This is a genomic window from Xanthomonas sp. NCPPB 3582, from assembly GCF_041475735.2.
GTDB classification, from domain to species: domain Bacteria; phylum Pseudomonadota; class Gammaproteobacteria; order Xanthomonadales; family Xanthomonadaceae; genus Xanthomonas; species Xanthomonas codiaei.
Genome location: NZ_CM192968.1, coordinates 3,714,377 through 3,737,783, shown reverse-complemented (window position 1 = coordinate 3,737,783; position 23,407 = coordinate 3,714,377). Strand labels below are relative to the sequence as shown.

The window sequence follows — 23,407 nt, the reverse complement described above, 5'->3', positions numbered from 1 at the left end:
CAATGACCCAAAGCATGCCGCGCTCCGAGCGCAACTCACAAAACCGCGTAGCGCGCCTGTTCGCTGACCCCGTAGACAAGGGCGGCTTGGGGTACGAGCACCTTGGCAATTGGAGCAAGCGTGAGAATAATCGGGCCATTGAAGTCGATCTGCTACGTGTCAATCTGGCAGCGCGCGGTTACGCGCCTGCCCATATCAGCGCCGCGCTGCAGAAGCTGGAAGTTGCGGTGGATGTCACCGGCATCACGCCCTATCAGGCTAACCTACGCACCTACCAATTGCTGCGCTATGGCGTGCCGGTGCAGACTGCGGCCGGCAAATCGCACGAGACGGTACAGCTGATCGACTGGGTGCAGCCGCATCGGAATCAGTTTGCCCTTGCCGAAGAAGTGACGCTGAGAGGCGGGAGCACACGCCGGCCGGACATCGTGCTGTACATCAATGGCCTGGCGGTGGCGGTGATTGAGCTCAAGCGCAGCTCGGTGGATCTGGGCGACGGCATTCGCCAGCTGCGCAGCAATCAGGAGGAGGCGTTCAACCAAGGTTTCTTCAGTACGGTGCAGGTGTTGCTGGCCGGAAGCGACGCGCAGGGGCTGCGCTATGGCACCACCGGCACCCCTGAACAGTTCTTCGTGCAGTGGAAAGACGAACAACCATTGGCTGCAGTAGCGGCAGGCGCCTTATTGGATCGTCCACTGGCACAGATGTGTAGCAAGGTGCAGTTGCTGGACTTGATCCGCAACTTCGTGATCTTCGACGCAGGCTTCAAGAAGGTGCCCAGGCAGCACCAGTACCAGGGCATCAAGGCGGCCCAGGCGCGCATTGCCCAACGCGAGGGTGGTGTGATCTGGCACACCCAGGGCAGTGGCAAAAGCATCTTGATGGTGCTGCTGGCCAAGTGGCTGCTGGAGCACGACCCGCAGGCGCGCGTGCTGGTGGTCACTGACCGCGACGAACTGGACAAGCAGATCGAAGGTGTCATGCGCAATGCCGGTGTGATTGGTGCGGAATCCGCTGCGCCGCGCATCACCTCCCGAGCGGACTTCGTGCGAAAACTGAGTGCGGCCGCTCCCCGCTTGCTGTGCGCGCTGATCCACAAGTTTGATGCTGCGGACCTCAAGGGCGAGCCACCACCGATCCATGGGCGGTTCTACGTGTTTGTTGACGAATGCCACCGTACTCAGGGTGGCAACATGAACAAGCAGATGAAGCGCTGGCTAGACGATGCGATTTTCATTGGCTTTACTGGCACGCCGCTACTGCGCAAGGATAGGCAAACCACCCGCGATGTGTTCGGGACCTACATCCACACCTACAAGTTTCACCAGGCAGTGGCAGACAAGGTGGTGTTGGACTTGAAGTACGAGGCCCGCGACGTGCCGCAGCGGTTGACCTCGCGTGCGGCCATCGATGCCTGGTTCGAAAAGAAAACGCGAGGGTTGAACAACTTTCAGAAATCCATCCTGCGCAAGCGCTGGGCAACGATGGAAGAGTTGATGAGCGGTAAAGAGCGCAAGGACCGCATCGTTGCCAACATTATCGAGGATTTCAGCCTCAAGCCCCGCCTGGATAACGATCGTGGTACGGCGATTCTGGTGGCTGCGTCGATCTACGACGCATGCCATTATTTTCGGCTTTTCCAGAACACACATTTTAGCCCGCATGTGGGTGTCATCACATCGTTTGAGCCCAACCCGGCGGCGATTTCGAAGGCGTCATCGGGCAGCGATGAGCGCTACAAGTACGACACCTATAAGCAGCATGTGCTGCGCACCGGCCAAACAACCAAGCAGTACGAAGACGAAACCAAGCGCCGCTTTATTGAAGAGCCGGCCAGCATGAAGCTGCTGATTGTGGTCAGCAAGCTGTTGACAGGGTTCGATGCGCCCAGTTGCACTTACATCTACCTGGACAACGAACTGCATGACCACAACCTGTTTCAGGCCATTTGTCGCACCAACCGTCTCGACGGCGAGGACAAGGGCTATGGCTACATCGTCGATTACAAAAAGCTGTTTGACGATGTGCAGGAGGCGATTGCGGTGTACAGCTCCGACGCATTGGATATCGACGCCGGTAACGGTGGCGACAACAACATACAGCTAAAGAATTGGCTGGGCGAAGGTCGTAAACAGTTGGATGAGGCGCGCGAGGCGTTGCACTACCTGTGCGAGCCGGTCGAGCACCCTCGCGAAGTGGAACAGTTCATCCACTACTTTTGCGGCCATGCGGGTGATCCGGAGGCGCTACTGGAGAGTGAGGCGCTACGTATTGCCTTCTACAAAGCTGTAGCGACCTATCTGCGCGCCTTTGCCGAAATTGCCCAGGATTTGGCCGAGGCGGGTTATCCCAATAGCGAGGCCGACACCTTGCGGCGAGAAACCGAGTTCTATGCCGAGGTTAGGTCTGCCATCAAGCATTGCAGTTGTGAGGAGCTGGATATCAAACCCTTTGAGGCTGATATGCGACATCTCATCAACACCTATGTCCATGCCGAACCGGCGCAAGTATTGGGGCAGTTGGCCGAGCTCTCGCTGACTGAGCTGATCATCGAAACCGGTGTCCACGACGCCATTGCCAAAAAGCTAAACGAGAAGGGTAAGCTGTCAAAGAATGCCATTGCGGAAACCATCATCAACAATGTCCGCAAGACCATTATCCGCGACCGCCTGACTGATCCACGGTTTTACGAGCAGATGTCCAAGCTGCTCGACGATTTGATCCAACAAAGCCGCGAGAGCACCGAAGCCTACGAGGCATTTCTGAGGAAGGCAGAGGCGTTGGTGATGACCTGGCATGAGAGACAGCACGATAGTGATGAACCCACCATGCTGCGTGGCAATACCGGCGCGCTGGTGATTTATCGCAATCTGCCGGACATCATTTCTGATGATGCTCAAGCTGGACATTGCGCTGTCCAGGAGTCGGAAGTGAATTACGGCAACCGGCTGGCCTTCCTGGCACTCAACATCGATCGCCTGATGCGTGACGAGGCTCCGGCAGGATGGCGAGGAGATGAGGCTAAGGAACGCATTGTGCAAAATGTCCTGTATCCGCTGACGGGGCGCAATCGCGAGGCCACACTCAAGCTGTTCGAGCTGCTGAAGAGTCAGTCGGTCTACTAATGAAACAGACGCACATTCGCTTGGGCGAGTTGGACATTGCGGTCACCTTCAAGGCCGTGAAGAATGTTCATCTGTCTGTTCACCCGCCGCAAGGCGAGGTGACACTGGTGGCGCCGACTGGCACACGGCTTGAAGTGGCGCGCGCTTATGTGATTTCAAAGTTGCGTTGGATTCGCCAACAGCAGATGCAATTGCTGGCGCAGGTACGTGAAACACCCAGGGCGTTTGTCACCCGCGAGAGTCATTACATCTGGGGGCGGCGCTATCTGCTTGCTGTGGTGGAGCGCGATACTCCGCCCGCCGTCAAGATGGACCACCGGCGCATCACCCTGAGTGTGCGTCCCGGCACCGATGCAGGCAGGCGCGAGGCCATCTATCAACGTTGGCAGCGGTCTTTGTTGCATGAAGCGATCCAGCCGTTGATCGCGCACTGGGAAGGCCGTATCGGCGTAAAGGTGGATGGCTATTTCCTTCAGCGCATGAAAACCAAGTGGGGGAGCTGCAATCACCTGCGCGCCCACATCCGGCTCAATACCGAGCTGGTCAAGAAGCCGCGTGACTTGCTCGAATACGTGATTGTGCATGAGATGATTCATCTGCTTGAGCCAACGCACAATGCACGCTTCATTGCCTTGCTGGACAAGCACTACGCTGGATGGCGAGACGCAAGAGCTGAGCTCAACGCCTTGCCCCTGGCGACATAGCCGACAGGTATCGCCCTGCTCGCACTGCGACGATTCGAGGGCGGCTGCTAGCTCAAGTCTAGAAGGGTGCAGGCTCTCCGCTCCAACGCGTGCCTTGGGGTTGACGCTGGATTTGATGAGTAGCATGCTCAGCCTACGGAGCCTCGAAACTCCCCGTACAGCGGTACCCACCTCCGACAAACCGGTGGGTTTTTTGTGCCTGCTTGTTTAGGGGCGCAACCGACGCGATGCCTGCGTCGGGAGGGCGGCTAATACAACACCCGCAAGGGAAATACGCCCGCCGGCTGTACGCGGTTTCGAGCCTCCCGACTTCCCGTCCGTCGCCTAGCGGCGGGCGGGCTGATTCCATGGAATGAGGAGCAGGCCATGTCGGACGTTGTACGTGATGCGCAGTCACACCCGGGCTACTACCTGCCAGAAGGCGCGCAGTACCGCTTGCAGCAGCTGCGCGACCATATGCGCTTTCTGGCGCGTCTGGCGCAGCCGCGCACGCAGGCCGAAGAGCAGGCGAGGCAGCCAGCCATCTGCATGGACGAGCTGGCGTTTTGTCTGGAGCTGCTTGCCGATCAGATGACCCATGCGCTGAAGCAAGTTCAGTGGCCGGCGAGTCTGGAAGAATCAGTCGGAGAGAAGTAGCGCTCCTACACCGGCGCAGACTTCAAAATGCCCGACAGACTCTCCCGCAGGATCAGCTGCAGATGCATGCGGTTGAGCTCCATGCCGCTGGTCATCACGCTGTGCAGGCCGCCGCACATGGCGGCGACGGCGAAGACGCGGGCCTGGAATTCGTGTTCGCTGCTGGCCGGGTCGGCGTGGCCGCGGAGCAGGCGCTTGAGCAGGGCGCTGAGGTGTTCGATCAGTGATGCGCTCTGCCTGCGCATGAAGGCGGCCAGCACCGGGTCGCGGAGGGTGGCCAGGTGCAGTTCCAGGTCGATGCGGGTGCGCTTGATGCTGGTTTCCTGCAACAGCCACTCTTCGAGCAGGCCGGCGATGAAATCCACTACGTGCACGTTGGCCGGGCGCTCCACCAGCCACATCTGGCGGATAGCGCGCATGTAGTTGCGCTCCAGCAGTGCACGTACCAGCGCGTCCTTGTCTTCGAAACGTTGCAGCAGGCTGCCGCAACTGACCCTGGCGCGTTCGGCGATCAGTTCGAAGCTGGTGGCGCCCAGGCCCACTTCGTCGATGCACTGTTCGGTGGCGTCCAGGACATCTTCCAGCAGCAGTTCTTCGCGCTCTTTCGCCGTGCGTAGCAGCAGAACGTTGGACATGGGGCAGCAGATCGGCGGGGGGCTGCAGTATACCGGCGCAGCGTTGCCCATCCGTTGCGTTCGCTTGCATCTGTGCCATCAGTCATGGGGGCTTGCAAGGCGACCTGCACTGTGTACTGCGGGCATGGATCAACCGATTTTTCACGGCGGCTGTGCGACACGTGAGGTCTGGTTGCAGGAGATGCATGTGAGTGAGAACAGTGCAGTTGCAGGCGTGTCGGCGCAATGGCCGGCGCGCTTATGGGTGGTGCGGCATGGACAAAGTGCGGGCAACGTGGCGCGCGATGTGGCTGAGTCCAATGGGGCGGCGTTGATCGAGCTGGAGCATCGCGATGCGGATATTCCATTGTCGCCGCTAGGCGAGCGCCAGGCGGATGCGCTGGGCGCATGGATTGCCGGGTTGCCGGCACAGGAGCGGCCAACCCTGATTCTGAGTTCAACGTACGTGCGTGCGCGGCAGACAGCAGCGGCGGTTGCGCGAGCGTTGGGTCAGCCAGCCGATGCGGTCAGTGTGGATGAACGCTTGCGTGAGAAGGAATTTGGCGTGCTCGATCGCTACACCACCTCGGGCATCCGCGAGGCCTTTCCGGCCTTGTTCGAGCAACGCAATCTGGTAGGTAAGTTCTATTTCCGCCCGCCTGGTGGCGAGAGCTGGTGCGATGTGATCTTTCGCCTGCGCAGCATCGTGGGCGATCTGCAGCGCAACCATGTGGGGGCACGGGTGCTGATCGTGGGGCACCAGGTGATCGTCAATTGCTTCCGCTATCTGATCGAGCGGATGGACGAGGCCACCATCCTGGCCATCGATCGCGAAGGCGATGTGCCCAATTGCGGCGTCACAGAGTATGCGGCCGCTGCCGATGGGCAATCGCTGGAGCTGATCCGCACCAAGTTCGTGCCGCCGGAACTGGCCGATGAGCCGGTGACCACCGAGTCCGATCGCCCGGCCGGGGCGCGCTGAGATGAGCGCCCCGCGGCTACGCACCTTGACGGCTGCCGCATTGCGCACGATGCCGTTGCCATCGCCCGGTGGGGACAAGGAGCAGCGTGGGCGGGTGCTGATCGTGGGCGGGTCGATGCGGGTGCCTGGTGCGGCGCTGTTGGCGGGCGAAGCCGCGCTGCGTGCGGGTGCGGGCAAGTTGCAGATCGCCACGGCGGCAAGCGTGGCGCCGGGCATGGCCTTGGCGGTGCCGGAAGCCTTGGTGCTGGGGTTGGGGCAGAACGGGCAAGGCGAGATCGTGCGCGGGCACCGTGCGCTGGATGCGGCGATGGCTGTGTGCGACGCAGCGGTGATCGGCCCGGGGATGTCCTCCACTAGCACTACAGCGGCGCTGGTCAGGCGCGCCATTGCGCAGGCGGTGTGCACATTGGTGCTGGATGCCGGCGCTTTATCGAAAAACCTGCGCGCGCCGGCCGGGCGGCCGTTCGTGCTGACGCCGCATGCTGGCGAAATGGCGGCGTTGGCCGGTGACGACAAGACGGCAGTGGAGGCGGCGCCTGGCGACTACGCGTTGGCCTTTGCAAAGAAGATGCGCAGCGTGGTGATCGTCAAAGGCGCCGACAGTTTCATCGCCGGGCCTGACGGCGCGCTGTGGGTGCACCGTGGCGGGGTGCCAGGCCTGGGCACCTCCGGTTCGGGCGATACCTTGGCTGGACTGATTGCGGGATTTGCCGCGCGCGGAAGCGATGCATTGACTGCCGCGCTATGGGGCGTGTTTGTGCATGCGGCGGCCGGCAAGCGATTGGCCGGGCGGATCGGTACGGTGGGATTTCTGGCACGAGAAATTCCGCTGGAAGTGCCGGGAATCGTGGACCGGTTATCGCGAGTGTCCGCAGCGGGTAGATAGCCCCTCTCCCGTCGGGAGAGGGGTTGGGGTGAGGGTGCGATGGGTCGACCGTGTTGCAGACGGTTGATGTTTACTCGCATCGCATCGCTGCGTACGCATGCTCCGCGTGCGCCCGCACACTCATCCGGCGCTGCGCGCCACCTTCTCCCGATGGGAGAAGGAACCTCGGAACTACTTTCGTGCTCGCGAGCGTTTAGCGAACTCCGCGCGAAGTGCCGGGAATCGTGGATCGGTTGTCGCGTTTGTTCGCAGCGGGCAGATAGCCCCCTCTCCCGTCGGGGCGAAAAGGCACGGCTTACGCGCCATTGGCGCGTGTGCCTTGGAGCGCCCGCGCCGCAAGCGCGGGCCGGGGCGCGGAGCGGGGGTTGGGGTGAGGGTACGATCGCTCGATCGTGTTGGAGACGGCTTGGTGTACTTGCTCGCATCGCTGTGAGCGCACTCACAGTCAGCATGCGCCCGTACCCTCATCCGGCGCTGCGCGCCACCTTCTCCCGGTGGGAGAAGGAATCTGGAGCGCGCAGCGCATCGCCGCGGGCGCCGCCGGCAACTTGCTTGCGGTGATGGAGCAACTTGCCTGCGGTGGGGGAGCTGGATGCCTGCGGGTTGCGCATGGGCATCCATTACTGACGGTGCAGCGTTACTGCACCGACATCGAATACGGCCGCTGTGCCGGGTCCGTGGCCCACTGCGTGTTCGGCGTGGCCTGCATGCGGAAGCGCAGTTCGCCACCGGCCTGGATTTCTTCGTGCGTAAGGTAAGCGCGATGCAATGGCTTGCCGTTGAGGCTGGCACTGCCGATGTAGGCGCGTGCGTTGCTGAGGCCATCGGCGATGACGCTGAAGCGTTTGCCGTTGGGCAGGTGGAGCGTGGCGCGCGGGAGGAACGGGCGGCCGATGATGTATTGGTTGCTGCCCGGCGCCACCGGATAGAAGCCCAGGGTGGTGAACACGTACCAGGCCGACATCTGGCCCAGGTCGTCGTTACCGGCCAGCCCTTCCGGGCCGGCGTGGTATTGCGTGTCCATGATCTGGGTCAGGCGCGCCTGCGTGCGCCACGGCTGGCCGGCGTAGGCGTAGAGATAGGCCACGTGGTGGCTGGGCTCGTTGCCATGCGCGTACCAACCGATCAGGCCGGTGATGTCTTCCATGTGCTCGAATACCTTGGGGTCCACCTTGGCATCGAACACGGCGTCCAGGCGCGCCAGCAGCTTGTCTTCGCCACCGTGCGCGGTGGCCAGGCCGGCCACGTCCTGCGGCACATACCAGGAGTACTGCCAGGCATTGCCTTCGGTGTAGTCGCTGCCGTAGCCGCTGGCGGAGGGATCGAAGGGTTCGCGGAAATTGCCGGCGCGGGTGCGCGCGCGCATGTAGCCGGTGGACGGGTCGAAGGCGTGCTTCCAGTTGCCGGCGCGCTTGGAAAAATCGGCAGCGATCTCGGGTTTGCCGAGCTTGTCGGCCATGCGCGCGATGGTCCAATCGTCGAAGGCATATTCCAGCGTCTTCGAGGCGGCTTCGCCCTCTTCGTCGATGGGCACATAGCCCAGCTCGCGATACTGCGCGATACCGTCGTAGGGGCCGTAGTTGGCACTGGCCACCATCGCCTGCAGGGCCGCGTCGGCATCGAAGCCGCCGATGCCTTTCATGTAGGCATCGGCGATCACCGGCACTGCGTGGTAGCCGATCATGCACCAGGTTTCCAGGCCATGGAACGCCCACACCGGCAGGATGCCGTAGGCGCTGTCGCGGCGTGCGGCGAGCAATGAATTGACCATGTCGCTGCTGCGTTGCGGCGGCTGCACCAGCGTGAGCAACGGGTGCAGGGCGCGGTAGGTATCCCACAGCGAGAAGGTGGAATAGTTGGTCCAGCCATCGGCGCGATGCACGGCATTGTCCGGGCCGCGATAGCCGCCGTCGCTGTCCATGAATAACGTGGGGCCGAGCAGGCTGTGATACAGCGCGGTGTAGAGCTGGGTGCGCTGTTGCGGCGTACCCTGCGCGTCGATCGCCGATAGCGCCTGCGTCCATTGCGCACGCGCATCGGCGCGTACGCGGTCGAAGTCGAAGCCGGGCACTTCGGCCTGCAGGTTGGCGATGGCCGCGGCCTCGCTGACCGGCGACAGCGCCACGGTGACCACCAGCGGCGTGCCGTCGTTGGCGACATCGAACACACCAACCAGTTGCCGGCCTTCGATCTGCGCGCGCTGCGCGGGGTTCTTCTCGCCCGGCGGCGGGAAGCCCTTGTACGGGATGTCCTGCTCGGTGTCGTGCAACTGCGTGGCAGTGAGCGCGCGCGAGAAGCGCATGGCGAAATACAGCTGCCGGCCGGGCGCCCAACCGCGCGTCTGGCGAAAACCGGTCACGGTGCCATCGCTGCGCACGCGCAGCCGCGCCCACTGCACCTTGCCGGGGTAGTCGTACAGGCTGGTGCGCAGGTCCACCAACACATGCGCCGGCTTGCCCTTGGGGAACTGGTAGCGGTGCACGCCCACGCGCGCACTGGCGGTGAGTTCGGCGCGGATATTGCGGTCCTTCAAGGTCACTGCATAGTAGCCAGGCTGCGCCTGTTCGCTGGCGTGGTCGAACTGCGCGGTGTAGCCGCTGCCCGGTTTGCTGGCATCGCCGCGTTCCAGCTTGATCTCGCCTGTCTGCGGCATCAGCAGGATGTCGCCCAGGTCCGAATGCCCGGAGCCGGAAAAATGCGTATGCGAAAACCCCACGATGGTGCTGTCGCTATGGCGGTAACCGGCGGCCCAGCCATAAGCCTCCTTGCGCGGCTTGATCTGCGTATCCGGACTCAGCTGCACCATGCCGAACGGCACCGTGGCACCGGGATAGGTATGGCCTTCGCCGCCGGTGCCGATGAACGGATCCACCGCGTCGAAGGCGGACCCGGCCGTGCGTGCAGCGGCGGGAACTGCGAGACAGGCAGCGGCGGCAAACACTGCGAGCCAGCGCAGGCAGAAAACGATCGGTCGATGCGGCATGCGGGACGGCTCCGTGCGGATGCAGCGCCGGACCGTAGCACAGCGGCGGCGGCGAGCCAGTTTGCAGTGGCGTATTCCGCGCGAGTGGTCGCGTTCGCTCTGCAGCGCCTGCGCGTTGCGATCACGTCGGAGGCATCTGTCATGTGCGCGCCGCGGACGCTGCCGGTGGCGTTCGTCTGCGCCGTCACGCTGGGTCGGCGCGCACCGACGCGAGGGCGCCTGCGCGGGTGGCCGCGTGCGTCGCGCGGCGTGCGCAAGGCGGTGTGTGCTGCCTCTGTCGGGTGATTGCCATTGCCATCACCCCTGTCCATGCTTGCATGCAGTCCCCACCTGCGTTGCCGATCCATGCCCCTGGACGATACCCGCCACCATCAGATGTTTCCCGAACTGGACGCGGGCCTGTTGGCGATGACGCGGCGCTTCGCCAGCGGGCCGGCGCAGCGGTTTGCAGCCGGCGACACCGTGTTCGATGTCGGCGATGCGCACGCACCGGTCTGGGTGGTGCTGGAAGGCAGCATCGAGGTGGTACGCCGCGACGGCCTGGGCAACGAAAAACCGATCACCCGGCACACGCCCGGGCAATTCACCGGCGAGGTGAGCCAGCTGGCCGGCCGCGCGTCGCTGGCAGCCGGGCGGGCCGGACCGGAGGGCTGCCTGGCACTGCCGTTCGACACCGCACACTTGCGCGCATTGATGATCAGTTCTGCCGAAGTGGGCGAAGTGGTGATGCGTGCGCTGATCCTGCGCCGGGTGGGCCTGATCGAGGGCGATGCCTCCGGCTCGGTGTTGATCGGTGCACCGGACGACAGGCATCTGACGCGGCTGCAGGGCTTTCTCACCCGCAACGGCTACCCCAACACGGTGGTGGACATCTCCAACGACGATGGCCGCGCGCTGGTCGAGCGACTGGGTATCCAGGAGCACGATCTGCCGGTGATGGTCTGCCCCAGCGGCCGCGTGCTGCGCCAGCCCAGCGATGCCGAAGCCGCGCATTGCCTGGGCATGACACCCGACATCGACCCGGACAGGCGTTACGACGTGGCCATCGTCGGTGCCGGGCCTGCGGGCCTGGCCACGGCGGTGTACGCCGCCTCCGAAGGCTTGTCGGTGCTGGTGATGGACCAGCGCGCCATCGGCGGCCAGGCCGGCGCGTCGGCGCGCATCGAAAACTATCTGGGCTTTCCCACCGGGATTTCCGGGCAGGCGTTGGCGGGCCGTGCCTATAACCAGGCGCTGAAATTCGGCGCCGAGCTGGCGATCCCGATCGAGGCGGCCACCCTGGAGTGCGGGCGCGACGATGGCGCGCTGCACCTGGATCTGGCCGACGGCAAGCAGGTGCTGGCCAGCACCGTGGTAATCGCCTCGGGTGCGCGCTACCGGCGCCCGCAGATCGACGGGCTGGAGCGCTTCGAAGGCCATGGCGTGTCGTACTGGGCCTCGCCGGTGGAAGCGCGGCTATGCGAGGGCGGCGTGGTGGCGCTGGTGGGTGGCGGCAATTCTGCAGGCCAGGCGGTTGCGTTCCTGGCGCCGCGGGTGAAGCAGTTGCATCTGATCATTCGTGGCGACGGCCTGGAAGCGTCGATGTCGCAGTACCTGATCGAGCGCATTGCCGCGCTGCCAAACGTGCAGCTGCATACCGGCACCGAAGTGGCCGCACTGGATGGCGACCACGAGCGCGGGCTGCAGGCGGCGACGCTGCGCACGCACAGCGATGGCGCGACCACGCGCGTGGAGCTGCGGCACCTGTTCCTGTTCGTCGGTGCCGATCCCAACACGGGCTGGCTGCAGGACTGCGTTGAGACCGACAAGCGCGGCTTCGTCATCACCGGCAGCGCACGCGGCGATGGCGTGCCCGCCTGCCTGCCGCTGGAAACCAATCGCCCCGGTGTATTCGCCATCGGCGATGTGCGGGCCGGCTCGGTCAAGCGCGTGGCGGCGGCGGTGGGCGAGGGCGCTGCGGTGGTCGCGCAGATTCACCAGTATCTGGCGCATCAGGCAGAACCGGTGCCGGTGTCCGAACTTGCCACCCAGGAGCCGACCGGCACTTGAATCGCTTAATGCCGCGCTGATGTCCTGCCGGGAATCGGGAATCGGGAATCGGGAATCGGGATTGGACAATCGTCAAGCCAAGCGTCCGCGTCTAAGAGCGGCTAACAAAACGTAACGAGCGGTCGTCAGGTGGGCGCGGACGGCGCGGAGGAACCGGAGTGTACGAGTGGTACATGAGGATTCAGAACACCAACCGCGCCCGCCTGGCGGCCGCGCAGTCGTTTTGCTAGCTGCTCTAAATTTTTGGTGCTTGCTTTTGGTGGAGATCGCTTGATCTGCCGGGCATCGTTGGATGCGCCTGGCACCGCGTGCCACTCAAGTCGGCCAGTGCACCTGCGGTAGCACTCCGATCTGCGGGCGGGCGAACAGATAGCCTTGTTGCAGGTGGATGCCCAGCTCACGCAGGGCGCGGTATTCGTCGGCTCGTTCGATGCCTTCGGCGATGACGGCGATGCCGAGTTCTTCGCACATGCGGGTGACGTGGCGCACGATGGCCTGGCGGTTGCGGTCGGTGTCGATGCCGCGGATCAGTGCGATGTCCAGCTTGAGCAGATCCGGCTGGAACTCGGCCAGCAGGCCCAGCCCGGCATAGCCGGCGCCGAAGTCGTCGATGGCGGTCTTCATGCCGCGCGCGCGGTAGGTGCGCAGGATCTCGAGCAGATGCGACGGATCGGTCAGGTATTCCTGCTCGCTGACCTCGAAGATGATCGCTTCCAGCGGCCATCCGTAGTGCGCGGTGGCCGCAAGCGTGGCGCGCAGGCAGTGCTCGGGGTTGTAGACCGCGTTGGGCATGAAGTTGATCGACAGCAGCGTCGGCAGGGCGATCTGCGCAGCGCATTCGATCGCCTTGATCCGGCAGGCCTGGTCGAAGGCGTAGCGGTTGTGGGTGTCCACCGCGGCCAGGATGCTGCCGGCCGACTCGCCGTTGATGCCACGCACCAACGCTTCGCCGGCGTAGACGGTGTGCGCGACCACATCGACAATCGGCTGGAAGGCCATGGTGATGGCGGTGGGGAACTCTTGACCATCGCGGCAGGCGTTGCAAACAGGAATCTGGGTCATGGCGGGATCACCGTGCGACTTGGATCGAGCCTAGCCTTATCGGCCGCAATGGCGCGTCATTGAGGGCGGCCAGTCCGATTGCGGCGTTGCAGGCAGGGCCGGCATGGCCAATGCCAGGAGTCGGCACAGTCCCTGGGCGTCCGGTGTCGCCGCGGCTGGCAAGCTGGGGCGCACGCGTGCGGCATTGCACCGCAGGCCGCGCCCGCTGTGCCGGTTCTGGTACACGGCGAGCGCGCGCCACGCGAGCGCAGCCTCCGCGGCTCCCGCGCCTTCTCCATCGCAACGTCCTCACCCTGCCGGTGGTCGGGCTCGGCGATACTGGGCATATCGCCCGCATCGGAAGCCCCATGACCGCCCTTACCGAACGCTACGCCCAGGCCGTGGATTACGCCCGCATCGCCCATGCCGGGCAGCTGCGCAAGGGCACGCAGATTCCGTACCTGAGTCATCTGCTCGGCGTTTCCACGCTGGTGCTGGAATGCGGTGGCGACGAGGAGCAGGCTATCGCCGGGCTGCTGCACGATGTGGTGGAAGACTGTGGCGGTGGGCATGAGGCGTCGATCCGCGCGCAGTTCGGCGACAGCGTGGCCGACATCGTGATGGCCTGCACCGACGCCACCGCCGAAGACAAGGCCGAGGTGGACAACAGCGAGCGTGCGCGCAAGCGCGATTGGCGCGAACGCAAGCTGGCCTATCTGGAGCATCTGCGCAAGACCCCGGAGCGCGCCTTGCTGGTGTCCGGTTGCGACAAGCTCTACAACGCACGCACCATCGTGCAGGACCTGGAAAACCCTGCGGTGGGCCAGGACATCTTCAAGGTCTTTACCGCCGGCCGCGACGGCACCTTGTGGTACTACGCCGCGCTGGAAGAGATCTTCCGCACCCGCGATGCGGCAACTGCGCGGCTGTTCAGTGGCGTTGTCATGCGCATGCAGGCACTGGCGGAGACCGGCGAGCAGCCGGTGCCGGCGCACGCGCTGGGCTGATCGCGCTTTAGGATGGCCGATTAGGGCGACTGATTTGCTCCCTGCCTGCAGCGCCCTTGCCCGCCCACCATCGCGGGGACACGCTGCAAGTACGTCCATGTAAGTTCTTACGCGTCATCCATGCTGCGTAAGGTCCCGCGACGGGGGGCGAGCAAGGACCAGGCGAGTTGGTCGGTGTGCATGGAAGAGCACTGCCGGGTGCGCCCTATTCGGTCATGAGCATCGTCACCATGCCGGATGCGCGCCGCACTACGGATAGCTTTTCAAGTGAGCGCCGACCAATTGTCTGGTGTGGGCACCGCGCCCTCGACCGATGTATTTCAAGGCGATCAGCGCCAGGCGCTGCAGGGCTCGCCGGCAACACTGACGTTGGCTGCATGCGTCCCGCGCTAGGCTAGGGCGCTGTCGAATGTCGGTCTGGTGGTCATGTCCAACGCAATCTCATCTTTCTCCGGCCTGGTGCGCGTGCGCGGTGCGCGCGAGCACAACCTCAAGAACGTGGACGTGGACATCCCGCGCGATGCGCTGGTGGTGTTCACCGGGGTGTCCGGCTCGGGCAAATCGTCGCTGGCGTTCGGTACCCTCTTTGCCGAAGCGCAGCGGCGCTACCTGGACTCCATCTCTCCCTATGCGCGGCGCCTGATCGACCAGGTGGGTGTGCCGGAGGTGGATGCCATCGATGGCCTGCCGCCGGCGGTGGCCCTGCAGCAGGCACGCGGTGCGCCAAGCGCGCGTTCGTCGGTGGGCAGCGTCACCACCATCTCCAATTCGCTGCGCATGCTGTACTCGCGCGCGGGCCAGTATCCGCCGGGGCAGCAGATCATCTATGCGGACGGGTTTTCGCCGAACACGCCGGCCGGTGCCTGCCCCACCTGCCACGGCCTGGGCCGCATCTACGACGCCACCGAGGCGACCATGGTGCTGGACCGCAGCCTGAGCATCCGCGAGCGCGCGGTGGCGGCCTGGCCGGGTGCCTGGCATGGGCAGAACCAGCGCGACATCCTCACCACGTTGGGCATCGACGTGGATGTGCCGTGGCATCAATTGCCGAAGAAGACCCGCGACTGGATTCTGTTCACCGACGAGCAGCCGGTGGTGCCGGTATATGCCGGCTACGACCTGGCCGAGGTCAAGCGCGCACTCAAACGCAAGGAAGAGCCCAGCTACATGGGCACCTTCACCAGCGCGCGGCGCTACGTGTTGCACACCTTCGCCAGCACCCAGAGCGCGCAGATGAAAAAGCGCGTGGCGCAGTATCTGGTGAGCACCCAATGCCCGCACTGCGACGGCAAGCGGCTGCGACGCGAGGCGCTGTCGGTGACATTTGCCGGGCTGGATATCGGTGAGTTGTCGCGGCGCCCGCTGGACGAAGTGGCCGAGTTGCTGCGCCCGGCGGCGGACGCCGACCTGCGCACGCAGGGCAACAAGAAAGGCGCAGCCGCGCATCCGGAACAGCGCATCGCCGCGCAACGCATCGCCGCAGACCTGCGCGCGCGCATCGCCGTGGTGCAGGCCCTGGGCCTGGGCTATCTGAGCCTGGAGCGCAGCACGCCCACGCTGTCGCCGGGCGAACTGCAACGGCTGCGGCTGGCCACGCAGATCCGCTCGCAGTTGTTCGGCGTGGTGTATGTGATGGACGAACCATCGGCCGGCCTGCACCCGGCCGATGCGCAGGCGCTGCTGGGCGCGCTGGACCAGCTCAAGGCGGCCGGCAATTCGGTGTTCGTGGTCGAGCACGAAGTTGATGTGATCCGCCACGCCGACTGGATCGTGGACGTGGGCCCGGCCGCCGGTGCGCATGGCGGGCAGGTGCTGTACAGCGGCCCGCCCGCCGGGCTGGAGGCGGTGGAGGCATCGTCCACGCGACGTTATCTGTTCGGCGCGCCGCCGCAGGTACATCGCCATGCGCGGCAGGCCAGTGGTTGGCTGCAGTTGCGCGGTATCACGCGCAACAACGTGCGCGGCCTGGATGTGGATCTGCCGCTGGGGGTGTTCACCACCGTCACCGGCATCTCCGGCTCGGGCAAGTCCTCGTTGATCAGCCAGGCGCTGGTGGAACTGCTTGCCGCCCACCTCGGCCAGAGCCACGCAGACGACGAGGACACACTGGACCCGCTGGAGCGCGGCACCCAGGTGCCGGTGGATGGTGCGATCGTCGGCGGGCTGGATCGGGTGCGCCGGCTGGTACGCGTGGACCAGAAACCGATCGGGCGCACGCCGCGCTCGAATCTGGCGACTTACACCGGCCTGTTCGACCCGGTTCGCAAGCTGTTCGCGGCCACCCCGGCCGCACGCCGCCGCCGCTACGACCCGGGCCAGTTCTCCTTCAACGTGACCAAGGGCCGCTGCGCCACCTGCGAAGGCGAGGGCTCGGTGTCGGTGGAGTTGCTGTTCATGCCCAGCGTCTATGCGCCATGCCCGACCTGTCACGGCGCGCGCTACAACGCCAAGACCCTGGAGATCGAACTGCGCGGGCACACCATCGCGCAGGTGCTGGAGCTGACCGTGGACCAGGCGGCAGGCTTCTTTGCCGACGATGCCAGCGTGCTGCGGCCACTGCAGGTGCTGCGCGAGGTGGGGCTCGGCTATCTGCGGCTGGGCCAGCCGGCCACCGAACTCTCCGGCGGCGAGGCGCAGCGCATCAAGCTGGCCACCGAACTGCAACGCGCCCAACGGCGCGATACCGTCTACGTGCTGGACGAGCCCACCACCGGCCTGCACCCGGCCGACGTGGATACCTTGATGGCGCAGCTGCAGGGGCTGGTGCAGGCAGGCAATACGGTGATCGTGGTCGAACACGACATGCGCGTGGCCGCCAGCAGCGACTGGGTGCTGGACATGGGCCCGGGTGCCGGCGATGCCGGCGGCAACGTGGTGGTGGCCGGAGCGCCGGAGGTAGTGGCGCGGCAGCGTGGCAGCCGCACCGCGCCGTTTCTGGCGCAGGCGATGCGTGAGGAAACGCAGGGCTGAGCGTGCGCTGCTGACAATGGCGACAGCCTCCTGATGTGCATGGCTGCTGCGTGGAGTGGGCGCTGCGCTGCGGCGCATCGCTGGCGATCCCGCCGATCAGGTCCAGTCGCCTGGTGCGCAACAGGCGCGGAAAGAGAGGCCCTTGGCATGGTTTCCGGTTGGGTAGTCCGAAGGCGCGCACGGTGCCACGCACTCTCGTTCCAGGCCGAGGTGGCATTGCCGCACATCGCCTGGCCGGGCGATGTGTCGGAGGAGCACGCGCGGTCGCTGCCCGTGCCGCCGGTTCAAAAGGTCGATGCCTGCAGATCGATCACGAACCGGTAATGCACATCGTTGGCGTCCACGCGCGCGAAGGCGGCGTTGATGTCCTGCAGCGTGATCAGCTCGATGTCGGCCACGATGCCGTGCTGCTGGCAGAACGCGAGCATGGCGTGGGTGTCGGCAGTGCCGCCGGTGCCGGAGCTGGTGACCTTGCGGCGACCCATGGCCAACAGCACCGGGCGGAAATCCAGCTGGTCCGGCAAGCCGAGCGAGCACAGCGTGCCATCCAGGTTCAGCGCCTTGAGCATGTCGTTCATGGGATAGCGGCGTGAGACGGTATCGAGAATGAAATCGAAGCGGTAGGCCTGCGCCTGCATCTGTACCGAGTCGGTGGATACCACCACCTCGTGTGCGCCCAGGCGCTGCGCTTCGGCAGCCTTCCTGGGCGAGGTGGTGAAGGCGACCACGTGCGCGCCCATCGCCCGTGCGAACTTGATGCCCAGATGGCCAAGCCCACCGATGCCGACCACGCCCACTGTATGGCCAGGACCAATGCCGTAGCGGTGCAGCGGCGCAAAGCTGGTGATGCCGGCGCACAGCAAGGGCGCGGCGGCAGCCGGATCCAGGCCCTCGGGCAGCGGGTAGACAAAGCGCGCATCGGACACGTAGTACTCCGAATACCCTCCGCGCGTGCGGCTGCCGTCGACACGGTCCACGCCGTCGAAGGTCAGGGTGGGAAAGGCATGGCAATACACTTCGTCATGGGCCTGGCACGGCGCGCAGTGCCGGCAGGAATCGACGATGGTGCCGATCATCACGCGCTGGCCCAGCGCGAAGCCTTCGACCTGCGCACCCAGCTCGATCACCTCGCCGACGATTTCGTGGCCGGGCACCAGCGGATATTCGCTGGCCCATTGGTTCACCGAATGCAGGTCCGAGTGGCAGACGCCGCAGTACAGCACCTTGATGGCCACGTCGGTGGCGCGCACGGCGCGGCGCTCGAACTGCCAGGGCAGCATGGGGCCACGCTTTTCGAGCGCGGCGTAGGCACGGGTGAGGCGGCCGGAGCCGGTGGCGCTGGTCTGGGCTGAGGTCATGGCGGTGGCGATGCTTTACAATTGGCTGAATCTGTAAGATTTACTTATTTACAAATAATGTCAAGTGTAAAGTCGCATCGGGCGGCCGTCGACGCCTTGCCCGCACCCGCCGAGGGCAAGGAAGCGCGTGTCATGGACACCGCGCTGCAGCTGTTCCTGCGCCACGGCTACCGCAAGGTGAGCATGAGCGACATTGCCCAGGCCGCGCAGATGTCGCGGCCGTCACTGTATGCGGCCTTCCCCAACAAGGAAGCGATCTTTGCGGCACAGGTGGCGCGCCAGCGCGATGCCTGCGTGGCCGAGACCGCGCAACGCGTGCGCGACTCGCAGGATCTGCACACCCAATTGCGGCACCTGTTCGATATCTGGGTGCTGGAGCCGATGGCCTCGGTGATCGACTCGGACAATGGGCTGGATCTGGTGGCCAACTGCGGCGTCTACGCGCCGGCCGCGCTGGACGCGTTGTACCAGCAGATGGAGGACACGCTGGTGCGCCTGCTCGGCCCGCACGTGCGGGCAGACAGCGCGATGTCGGCCGCCGATCTCGCCTACATCCTGCGGCTTGCCACCACCAGCCTGAAGGCCTCGGCCGATAACGAAGCGGTGCTGCGTCGCCTGATTGCCGGCCTGATCACGATGGCCTTGTCCACGGTGCAGGCCGGGGCGGGGCGGGCGCCGGGCAACAATACGCAGGCCAAGAAGTCGCCGGCTCGCGGTCGATGACGGGGCTGCATGCAGCGATCGGCGACATGGCTATCGCATCTGCATGCGCACCACGGTCGAAAGACAGGGCCTGGAGCGTCGGCCCGCTGCATCGGGACGTGGTCAGCGCTACACGATGAAGCACTCACACCGGTGCAGGGCGGTAGATCGGCATGCCACTGCCCGGCGATGTCTCCAGCCGAGCCTTTCACGTATGGCGGATCTCGGGCCACCATCGTGGAGACGCAACGAGCCCGGCATGTGCCGGGCTCGTGCGCCGTCATCTGCGACAGGGTACGGACCGTTCCCGATCCACCGCGGGCAATCAGTCGGCCATGACCTTCTCCGGCGTCATCGGCGTGCTGCGGATGCGCTTGCCGGTGGCGTGGAAGATGGCATTGCAGATGGCTGCAGAGACGCCCACCTGGCCGATCTCGCCCACGCCCTTCGCGCCCAGGCTGCTGACCACGCGGTCGTCTTCGTCGGCAAAGATCACCTCGATGTCGTGGATGTCGGCATTGGCGGACACGTGATACTGGGCAAGATCGTGATTCATGAAGCGGCCGAAGCGGTGATCGGCCTGGGTGTGCTCGTGCAGGGCCTGGCCGATGCCCCACACCACGCCACCGATGATCTGGCTGCGCGCGGTGGTGGGGTTGAGGATGCGCCCGGCGGCGATCGCACTGACCACACGCGTCACCCGCACCGTGCCCAGTTCTTCGTCCACCCGCACTTCCACGAACACCGCCCCGTGCGTGGCGCGGGTGTATTTGCGTTGCTTGAGCACATTGGGCAGCAGCAGGAACTTGTCGTCGATCTGTTCCTTTCCTGCGGCCCGCAACAGGTCCGGCAAGGCGATGGCACTGCTGGAGTCGGCGCGCAAGGCGATGCTGCCATCGGCGAACACCACATCGTCCAGCTTGGTACGTGCGAAGCGCGAATCGGGCAGCGCCTGCGCCAGCCGCAGCAGCTGGGTCTGCAATTTACGGCAGACGCCATCCACGGCCGAGCCGACCGTGCTCACATGCGATGAGCCGCCCTCGATGGGAGCAACCGGCAAGGTGGAATCGCCAAGCTGGAAGGTGACCTGTTCCAGCGGCAGGCCGAGCGCTTCGGCGGCGATCATCGCCATCACCGTATAGGTGCCGGTGCCGATATCGCTGGCGGCGCTGCTCACCACCAGGCGCCCGTCGGCATGCAGCACGGCATGCGCACGCGCGAACATCTGCATCGCATCCCATTGCCCGGTGGCCATGCCCCAGCCGACCCATTCACGGCCTTCCTTGCGCGCGCGTGGCTGCGGGGGGCGCTGCGACCAGCCGAAGCGCTCGGCGCCTTGCTGGTAGCACTCGCGCAGGGCCTTGCTGGAAAACGGCGTGTCGTCGGCAGGGTTGACCTCGGCGTAGTTCTTCAGCCGCAGCGCCAGCGGATCGATGCCCACTTCGTAGGACAGCTCGTCCATCGCCACTTCCAGCGCGTGCATGCCATGGGTGGCGCCGGGGGCGCGCATGTCCATCGGGCTGTACTGGTCCAGGCTGACCAGGCTGTAGCCCAGGTGCACGTTGTCGCAGGCATACAGCTGCCCGCTCCAGTTGACCACCACTTCGACGTAGTCTTCGATGCGCGAGGTTTCGGCGATGGCCTCGTGCCAGATCGCACGCAGCGTGCCGTCGCGGTCGGCGCCGAGCTTGAGCCGCTGCACGGTTTCCGGGCGGTGGCCGAAGGTGAACATCTGCTGGCGGGTGAGCACCACGCGCACCGAGCGATCCAGCAGGATGGACGCCATCACCGCCAGCGCCAGCTGGTATTGCGGGCGCAACCCGGAGCCGAACGCGCCGCCCACGTACGGATTGCGCACGGTCACCTTGCGCTTGCTCAGGCCGAACACATGCGAGACATACCAGCGGCTGTTCTGCGAGCCCTGGGTCTTGTCGTAGATGGTGAAGTTGCCGTCGTCTTCGCGTATCACGGTGGAGGCGAACAGCTCCATCGGATTGTGGTGCTCCACACCGCTGTAGTAATCGGCCTGCACCTGGCAGGCGGCATCGGCGAACGCGGTGTCCGGCGCGCCCTTGTCCTTGGGCGGCGGCGTGAAGCCGGCCCGCATGCCCTTGGGTTTGTGCGCACGGTCCAGCTGTGTCATCAGATCGGTTTGATGCGGTTCCTGCGCGTACTCCACCTGCACCAGATGCGCGGCATGCCGCGCCGCCTCGAACGTGTCGGCCACCACCAGCGCGACGGGCTGGCCGCTGTAGAGAATGACGTTGTCGTACAGTGGCCGGAACGGCGAGCCGGGCGGTGCGGTCATGTCCTTGTAGAACAGATCCATGCCGCGCATATGCGGGCGATTCTCGTGGGTGACGATCTCCAGCACGCCGGGGACCGCGCGTGCGGCCGCCAGGTCGAAGCCGACGATGGTTCCCTTCGCAATGCTGCTGCTGACCACCACGCCATAGGCCAGGTCCGGCACCGGCCATTCGGCGGCATAGCGTGCCTGGCCGGTGACTTTTGCGCGTCCATCGATGCGCGGCACGCCAGTGCCGGTGGGGCGAAAGCCGGTGCCTCGATCGGCGACCGGTGGCGTCAATTCGGTGTTGGATAGATCGGAGCTGCGTGCGTTCATGGCGATTCCTCCAGCGCATGGGGGCGCCCGCGGTTGTCGATGCTGCCCTCGCGCGCGACCTCGAGCGCGCGCACGATGGCGCGGCGTGCCAACGGCAGCTTGAAGGCGTTGGCGCCCTGCGGCTGCGCACCCTCCAGCAACGCGTCGGCCAGGCGCGCGAAACTGTCTGCGTTGGCGGGCAGGCCCACCAGCCGTGCTTCGGCCTCCGGCTTGCGCCAGGGCTTGTGCGCCACGCCCCCCAGGGCAACGCGCACCTCGCCAATGCTGCCGTCTTCGGCCAGATCCAGCGCGGCGGCGACCGAGACCAGCGCAAACGCATACGACAGGCGCTCGCGGATTTTCAGGTAGGCGCTATGCGCGACGAAACGCTGCGCCTCGGGCAGGTCGATATGCACGATCAATTCGTCCGGCGCCAGCGTGCTGTCCAGCTCCGGGTGGTCGCCGGGCAGGCGGTGGAAATCGGCTAATGCGATATCGCGTTCGCCGGTTGGGCCTTGTACATGCACCACCGCATCCAGTGCAGCCAGTGCCACACACATGTCCGATGGATGGGTGGCGATGCAGTGCGCGCTGGTGCCCAGGATGGCGTTGTAGGTGGTGAGCCCGCCGATGGCAGAGCACCCGCTGCCGGGTGCGCGCTTGTTGCAGGGCGTGGCGCTGTCGTAGAAATACAGGCAGCGGGTGCGCTGCAGCAGGTTGCCGCCATTGCTGGCCATGTTGCGGATCTGCGCCGAGGCGCCGGCCAGGATCGCCGCACTCAACAACGGGTAACGTGTTTCCACTTCCGGGTGATAGGCGGTATCGGCGTTGCGTGCGAGTGCACCCAGGCGCAGGCCGCCATCGGGCTGGACGGTGATGCTGTCCAGCGGCAGGCGATTGATGTCGACCAGGCGGCTGGGCCGCATCAGCTGCAGTTTCATCAGGTCGGTGAGATTGGTGCCGCCGGCGATCAGCCGGACCGGCGCTTGCGACGGCACAGGGTGCGCCTCGTCGGCGCGCGGGGCGATGGCGGTGAGCGCGGCGTCGATGCTGTCTGCGCGCGTATAGCTGAGCGGGATCATGCCGGCACCGTCCCGGGTTCCCAGGTCTTGCTGGTGCTCTGGCTTGCCTGGCCGGATGCATCGAGTACATCCATCACCGCGTCGGTGATCTGCGGATAGGCGCCGCAGCGGCACAGGTTGCCGCTCATCAGTTCGCGCACCTGGTCGCGGGTATGCGCCTTGCCTTCGTTGAGCAGGCCGGCGGCCGAGCACAGCTGGCCAGGTGTGCAGTAGCCGCACTGGAAGGCATCGCGTTCGATGAAGGCGCGTTGCAACGGATGCAGGTGCTCGCCGTCGGCAAGACCTTCGACGGTGGTGATGTCGGCACCGTCCTGCATCACCGCCAGCGTCAGGCAGCTATTGATGCGGCGCCCGTTCACCAGCACCGTGCAGGCGCCGCACTGGCCGTGATCGCAGCCTTTCTTGGTGCCGGTGAGGTCGAGCCGGTCGCGCAACAGGTCGAGCAGGCTCACCCAGGCTTCGAGCTGCAAGTGATGGGGCTGGCCGTTGATGCGCAGATTGACCGGATAGGTCGGCGCGGATGTGGCGGGTGCCGATGCCGTGTCATGGGCGGTGGCGGGCGTGGCATTCATGCGAACCCCGTGGCGATGGCTGAGGAGGGCCACCACCTTGGGCGCGCTGCAGTCAAGACAGAGTGACCGCACCGACACCGAAGCGATGTTTGCC

At 65.2% G+C, this 23,407-nt stretch carries 16 protein-coding genes and 1 other RNA gene; 9 read left to right on the top strand and 8 right to left on the bottom strand.

The window, feature by feature from the left end; translation table 11 throughout:
- Positions 1-2: 2 nt before the first annotated feature.
- The 3 genes from ACCQ05_RS15730 (at position 3) to ACCQ05_RS15720 (ending at position 4,465) form a co-directional block, all read left to right on the top strand.
- Positions 3-3,125, top strand: coding sequence for a type I restriction endonuclease subunit R (locus ACCQ05_RS15730; RefSeq protein WP_372391417.1), 3,123 nt, complete (start codon positions 3-5; stop codon positions 3,123-3,125).
- Positions 3,125-3,829: a M48 family metallopeptidase gene (locus ACCQ05_RS15725; RefSeq protein WP_372391415.1), complete on the top strand. Its 705-nt coding sequence runs from the start codon at positions 3,125-3,127 to the stop codon at positions 3,827-3,829. Before ACCQ05_RS15730 ends, ACCQ05_RS15725 begins: the two co-directional genes overlap by 1 nt.
- Positions 3,830-4,195: 366 nt before the next feature.
- Complete coding sequence (locus ACCQ05_RS15720; protein ID WP_372391413.1) at positions 4,196-4,465, top strand: XAC0095 family protein; 270 nt, start codon at positions 4,196-4,198, stop codon at positions 4,463-4,465.
- 5 nt (positions 4,466-4,470) lie between these two features.
- Here the strand turns inward: ACCQ05_RS15720 and ACCQ05_RS15715 are convergent, their stop codons facing one another.
- Complete coding sequence (locus ACCQ05_RS15715) at positions 4,471-5,100, bottom strand: TetR/AcrR family transcriptional regulator (protein ID WP_372391411.1); 630 nt, start codon at positions 5,098-5,100, stop codon at positions 4,471-4,473.
- A 181-nt stretch (positions 5,101-5,281) separates the two neighbouring features.
- Here ACCQ05_RS15715 and ACCQ05_RS15710 point away from each other — a divergent pair, with 181 nt between their 5' ends.
- The gene (locus tag ACCQ05_RS15710) at positions 5,282-6,061 is read left to right on the top strand and encodes a histidine phosphatase family protein (protein ID WP_372391408.1); all 780 of its coding nucleotides are present in this window, start codon (positions 5,282-5,284) and stop codon (positions 6,059-6,061) included.
- A 1-nt stretch (position 6,062) separates the two neighbouring features.
- Entirely contained in the window at positions 6,063-6,947 is an 885-nt protein-coding gene (locus ACCQ05_RS15705; RefSeq protein ID WP_372391406.1) for an NAD(P)H-hydrate dehydratase, read from the top strand.
- A 637-nt stretch (positions 6,948-7,584) separates the two neighbouring features.
- On the opposite strand, the gene ACCQ05_RS15700 is transcribed toward ACCQ05_RS15705, so the two are convergent.
- Complete coding sequence (locus ACCQ05_RS15700) at positions 7,585-9,930, bottom strand: GH92 family glycosyl hydrolase (RefSeq protein ID WP_372391404.1); 2,346 nt, start codon at positions 9,928-9,930, stop codon at positions 7,585-7,587.
- Positions 9,931-10,275: 345 nt separating this feature from the next.
- Between ACCQ05_RS15700 and ACCQ05_RS15695 the strand changes: the two genes are divergently transcribed.
- On the top strand, positions 10,276-11,979 hold the full coding sequence (locus ACCQ05_RS15695; protein ID WP_372391402.1) for an FAD-dependent oxidoreductase: 1,704 nt from the start codon (positions 10,276-10,278) through the stop codon (positions 11,977-11,979).
- 99 nt (positions 11,980-12,078) lie between these two features.
- On the opposite strand, the gene ACCQ05_RS15690 is transcribed toward ACCQ05_RS15695, so the two are convergent.
- Both ACCQ05_RS15690 and ACCQ05_RS15685 read right to left on the bottom strand, forming a co-directional pair.
- Positions 12,079-12,154: non-coding RNA, sX9 sRNA (locus ACCQ05_RS15690), on the bottom strand.
- A gap of 140 nt (positions 12,155-12,294) precedes the next feature.
- Positions 12,295-13,041, bottom strand: coding sequence for an EAL domain-containing protein (locus tag ACCQ05_RS15685; protein ID WP_372391399.1), 747 nt, complete (start codon positions 13,039-13,041; stop codon positions 12,295-12,297).
- A gap of 347 nt (positions 13,042-13,388) precedes the next feature.
- On the opposite strand from ACCQ05_RS15685, the gene ACCQ05_RS15680 reads away from it, so the two are divergent.
- Positions 13,389-14,027: an HD domain-containing protein gene (locus ACCQ05_RS15680; protein ID WP_228963606.1), complete on the top strand. Its 639-nt coding sequence runs from the start codon at positions 13,389-13,391 to the stop codon at positions 14,025-14,027.
- A 426-nt stretch (positions 14,028-14,453) separates the two neighbouring features.
- Positions 14,454-16,997, top strand: a complete 2,544-nt coding sequence (locus tag ACCQ05_RS15675; RefSeq protein ID WP_372391397.1) for an excinuclease ABC subunit UvrA — start codon at positions 14,454-14,456, stop codon at positions 16,995-16,997.
- A 284-nt stretch (positions 16,998-17,281) separates the two neighbouring features.
- On the opposite strand, the gene ACCQ05_RS15670 is transcribed toward ACCQ05_RS15675, so the two are convergent.
- Positions 17,282-18,355 carry an NAD(P)-dependent alcohol dehydrogenase gene (locus ACCQ05_RS15670; protein WP_372391394.1) on the bottom strand — a complete coding sequence of 358 codons (1,074 nt, stop codon included), beginning with the start codon at positions 18,353-18,355 and terminating at the stop codon, positions 17,282-17,284.
- A gap of 132 nt (positions 18,356-18,487) precedes the next feature.
- Between ACCQ05_RS15670 and ACCQ05_RS15665 the strand changes: the two genes are divergently transcribed.
- Complete coding sequence (locus ACCQ05_RS15665) at positions 18,488-19,078, top strand: TetR/AcrR family transcriptional regulator (protein WP_372391391.1); 591 nt, start codon at positions 18,488-18,490, stop codon at positions 19,076-19,078.
- Between the two features lie 304 nt (positions 19,079-19,382).
- On the opposite strand, the gene ACCQ05_RS15660 is transcribed toward ACCQ05_RS15665, so the two are convergent.
- From ACCQ05_RS15660 to ACCQ05_RS15650, 3 genes are read right to left on the bottom strand one after another with little or no spacing between them, the layout of a single operon-like run.
- Positions 19,383-21,680, bottom strand: a complete 2,298-nt coding sequence (locus ACCQ05_RS15660) for a xanthine dehydrogenase family protein molybdopterin-binding subunit (protein WP_372391388.1) — start codon at positions 21,678-21,680, stop codon at positions 19,383-19,385.
- The gene (locus ACCQ05_RS15655) at positions 21,677-22,765 is read right to left on the bottom strand and encodes an FAD binding domain-containing protein (protein ID WP_372394122.1); all 1,089 of its coding nucleotides are present in this window, start codon (positions 22,763-22,765) and stop codon (positions 21,677-21,679) included. The genes ACCQ05_RS15660 and ACCQ05_RS15655 overlap by 4 nt, the downstream gene beginning before the upstream one ends.
- On the bottom strand, positions 22,738-23,313 hold the full coding sequence (locus ACCQ05_RS15650) for a (2Fe-2S)-binding protein (protein WP_372391385.1): 576 nt from the start codon (positions 23,311-23,313) through the stop codon (positions 22,738-22,740). Before ACCQ05_RS15650 ends, ACCQ05_RS15655 begins: the two co-directional genes overlap by 28 nt.
- Between the last annotated feature and the right edge of the window lie 94 nt (positions 23,314-23,407).

What these genes read in the sequence shown, in the direction of transcription:
- ACCQ05_RS15705 (WP_372391406.1), top strand. Translation starts at nt 6,063, where the DNA reads ATGAGCGCCCCGCGGCTACGCACCTTGACGGCTGCCGCATTGCGCACG.
- ACCQ05_RS15685 (WP_372391399.1), bottom strand. Translation starts at nt 13,041, where the DNA reads ATGACCCAGATTCCTGTTTGCAACGCCTGCCGCGATGGTCAAGAGTTC.
- ACCQ05_RS15675 (WP_372391397.1), top strand. Translation starts at nt 14,454, where the DNA reads ATGTCCAACGCAATCTCATCTTTCTCCGGCCTGGTGCGCGTGCGCGGT.
- ACCQ05_RS15700 (WP_372391404.1), bottom strand. Translation starts at nt 9,930, where the DNA reads ATGCCGCATCGACCGATCGTTTTCTGCCTGCGCTGGCTCGCAGTGTTT.
- ACCQ05_RS15665 (WP_372391391.1), top strand. Translation starts at nt 18,488, where the DNA reads ATGGACACCGCGCTGCAGCTGTTCCTGCGCCACGGCTACCGCAAGGTG.
- ACCQ05_RS15695 (WP_372391402.1), top strand. Translation starts at nt 10,276, where the DNA reads ATGCCCCTGGACGATACCCGCCACCATCAGATGTTTCCCGAACTGGAC.
- ACCQ05_RS15720 (WP_372391413.1), top strand. Translation starts at nt 4,196, where the DNA reads ATGTCGGACGTTGTACGTGATGCGCAGTCACACCCGGGCTACTACCTG.
- ACCQ05_RS15680 (WP_228963606.1), top strand. Translation starts at nt 13,389, where the DNA reads ATGACCGCCCTTACCGAACGCTACGCCCAGGCCGTGGATTACGCCCGC.
- ACCQ05_RS15670 (WP_372391394.1), bottom strand. Translation starts at nt 18,355, where the DNA reads ATGACCTCAGCCCAGACCAGCGCCACCGGCTCCGGCCGCCTCACCCGT.
- ACCQ05_RS15650 (WP_372391385.1), bottom strand. Translation starts at nt 23,313, where the DNA reads ATGAATGCCACGCCCGCCACCGCCCATGACACGGCATCGGCACCCGCC.
- ACCQ05_RS15660 (WP_372391388.1), bottom strand. Translation starts at nt 21,680, where the DNA reads ATGAACGCACGCAGCTCCGATCTATCCAACACCGAATTGACGCCACCG.
- ACCQ05_RS15730 (WP_372391417.1), top strand. Translation starts at nt 3, where the DNA reads ATGACCCAAAGCATGCCGCGCTCCGAGCGCAACTCACAAAACCGCGTA.
- ACCQ05_RS15725 (WP_372391415.1), top strand. Translation starts at nt 3,125, where the DNA reads ATGAAACAGACGCACATTCGCTTGGGCGAGTTGGACATTGCGGTCACC.
- ACCQ05_RS15710 (WP_372391408.1), top strand. Translation starts at nt 5,282, where the DNA reads ATGCATGTGAGTGAGAACAGTGCAGTTGCAGGCGTGTCGGCGCAATGG.
- ACCQ05_RS15715 (WP_372391411.1), bottom strand. Translation starts at nt 5,100, where the DNA reads ATGTCCAACGTTCTGCTGCTACGCACGGCGAAAGAGCGCGAAGAACTG.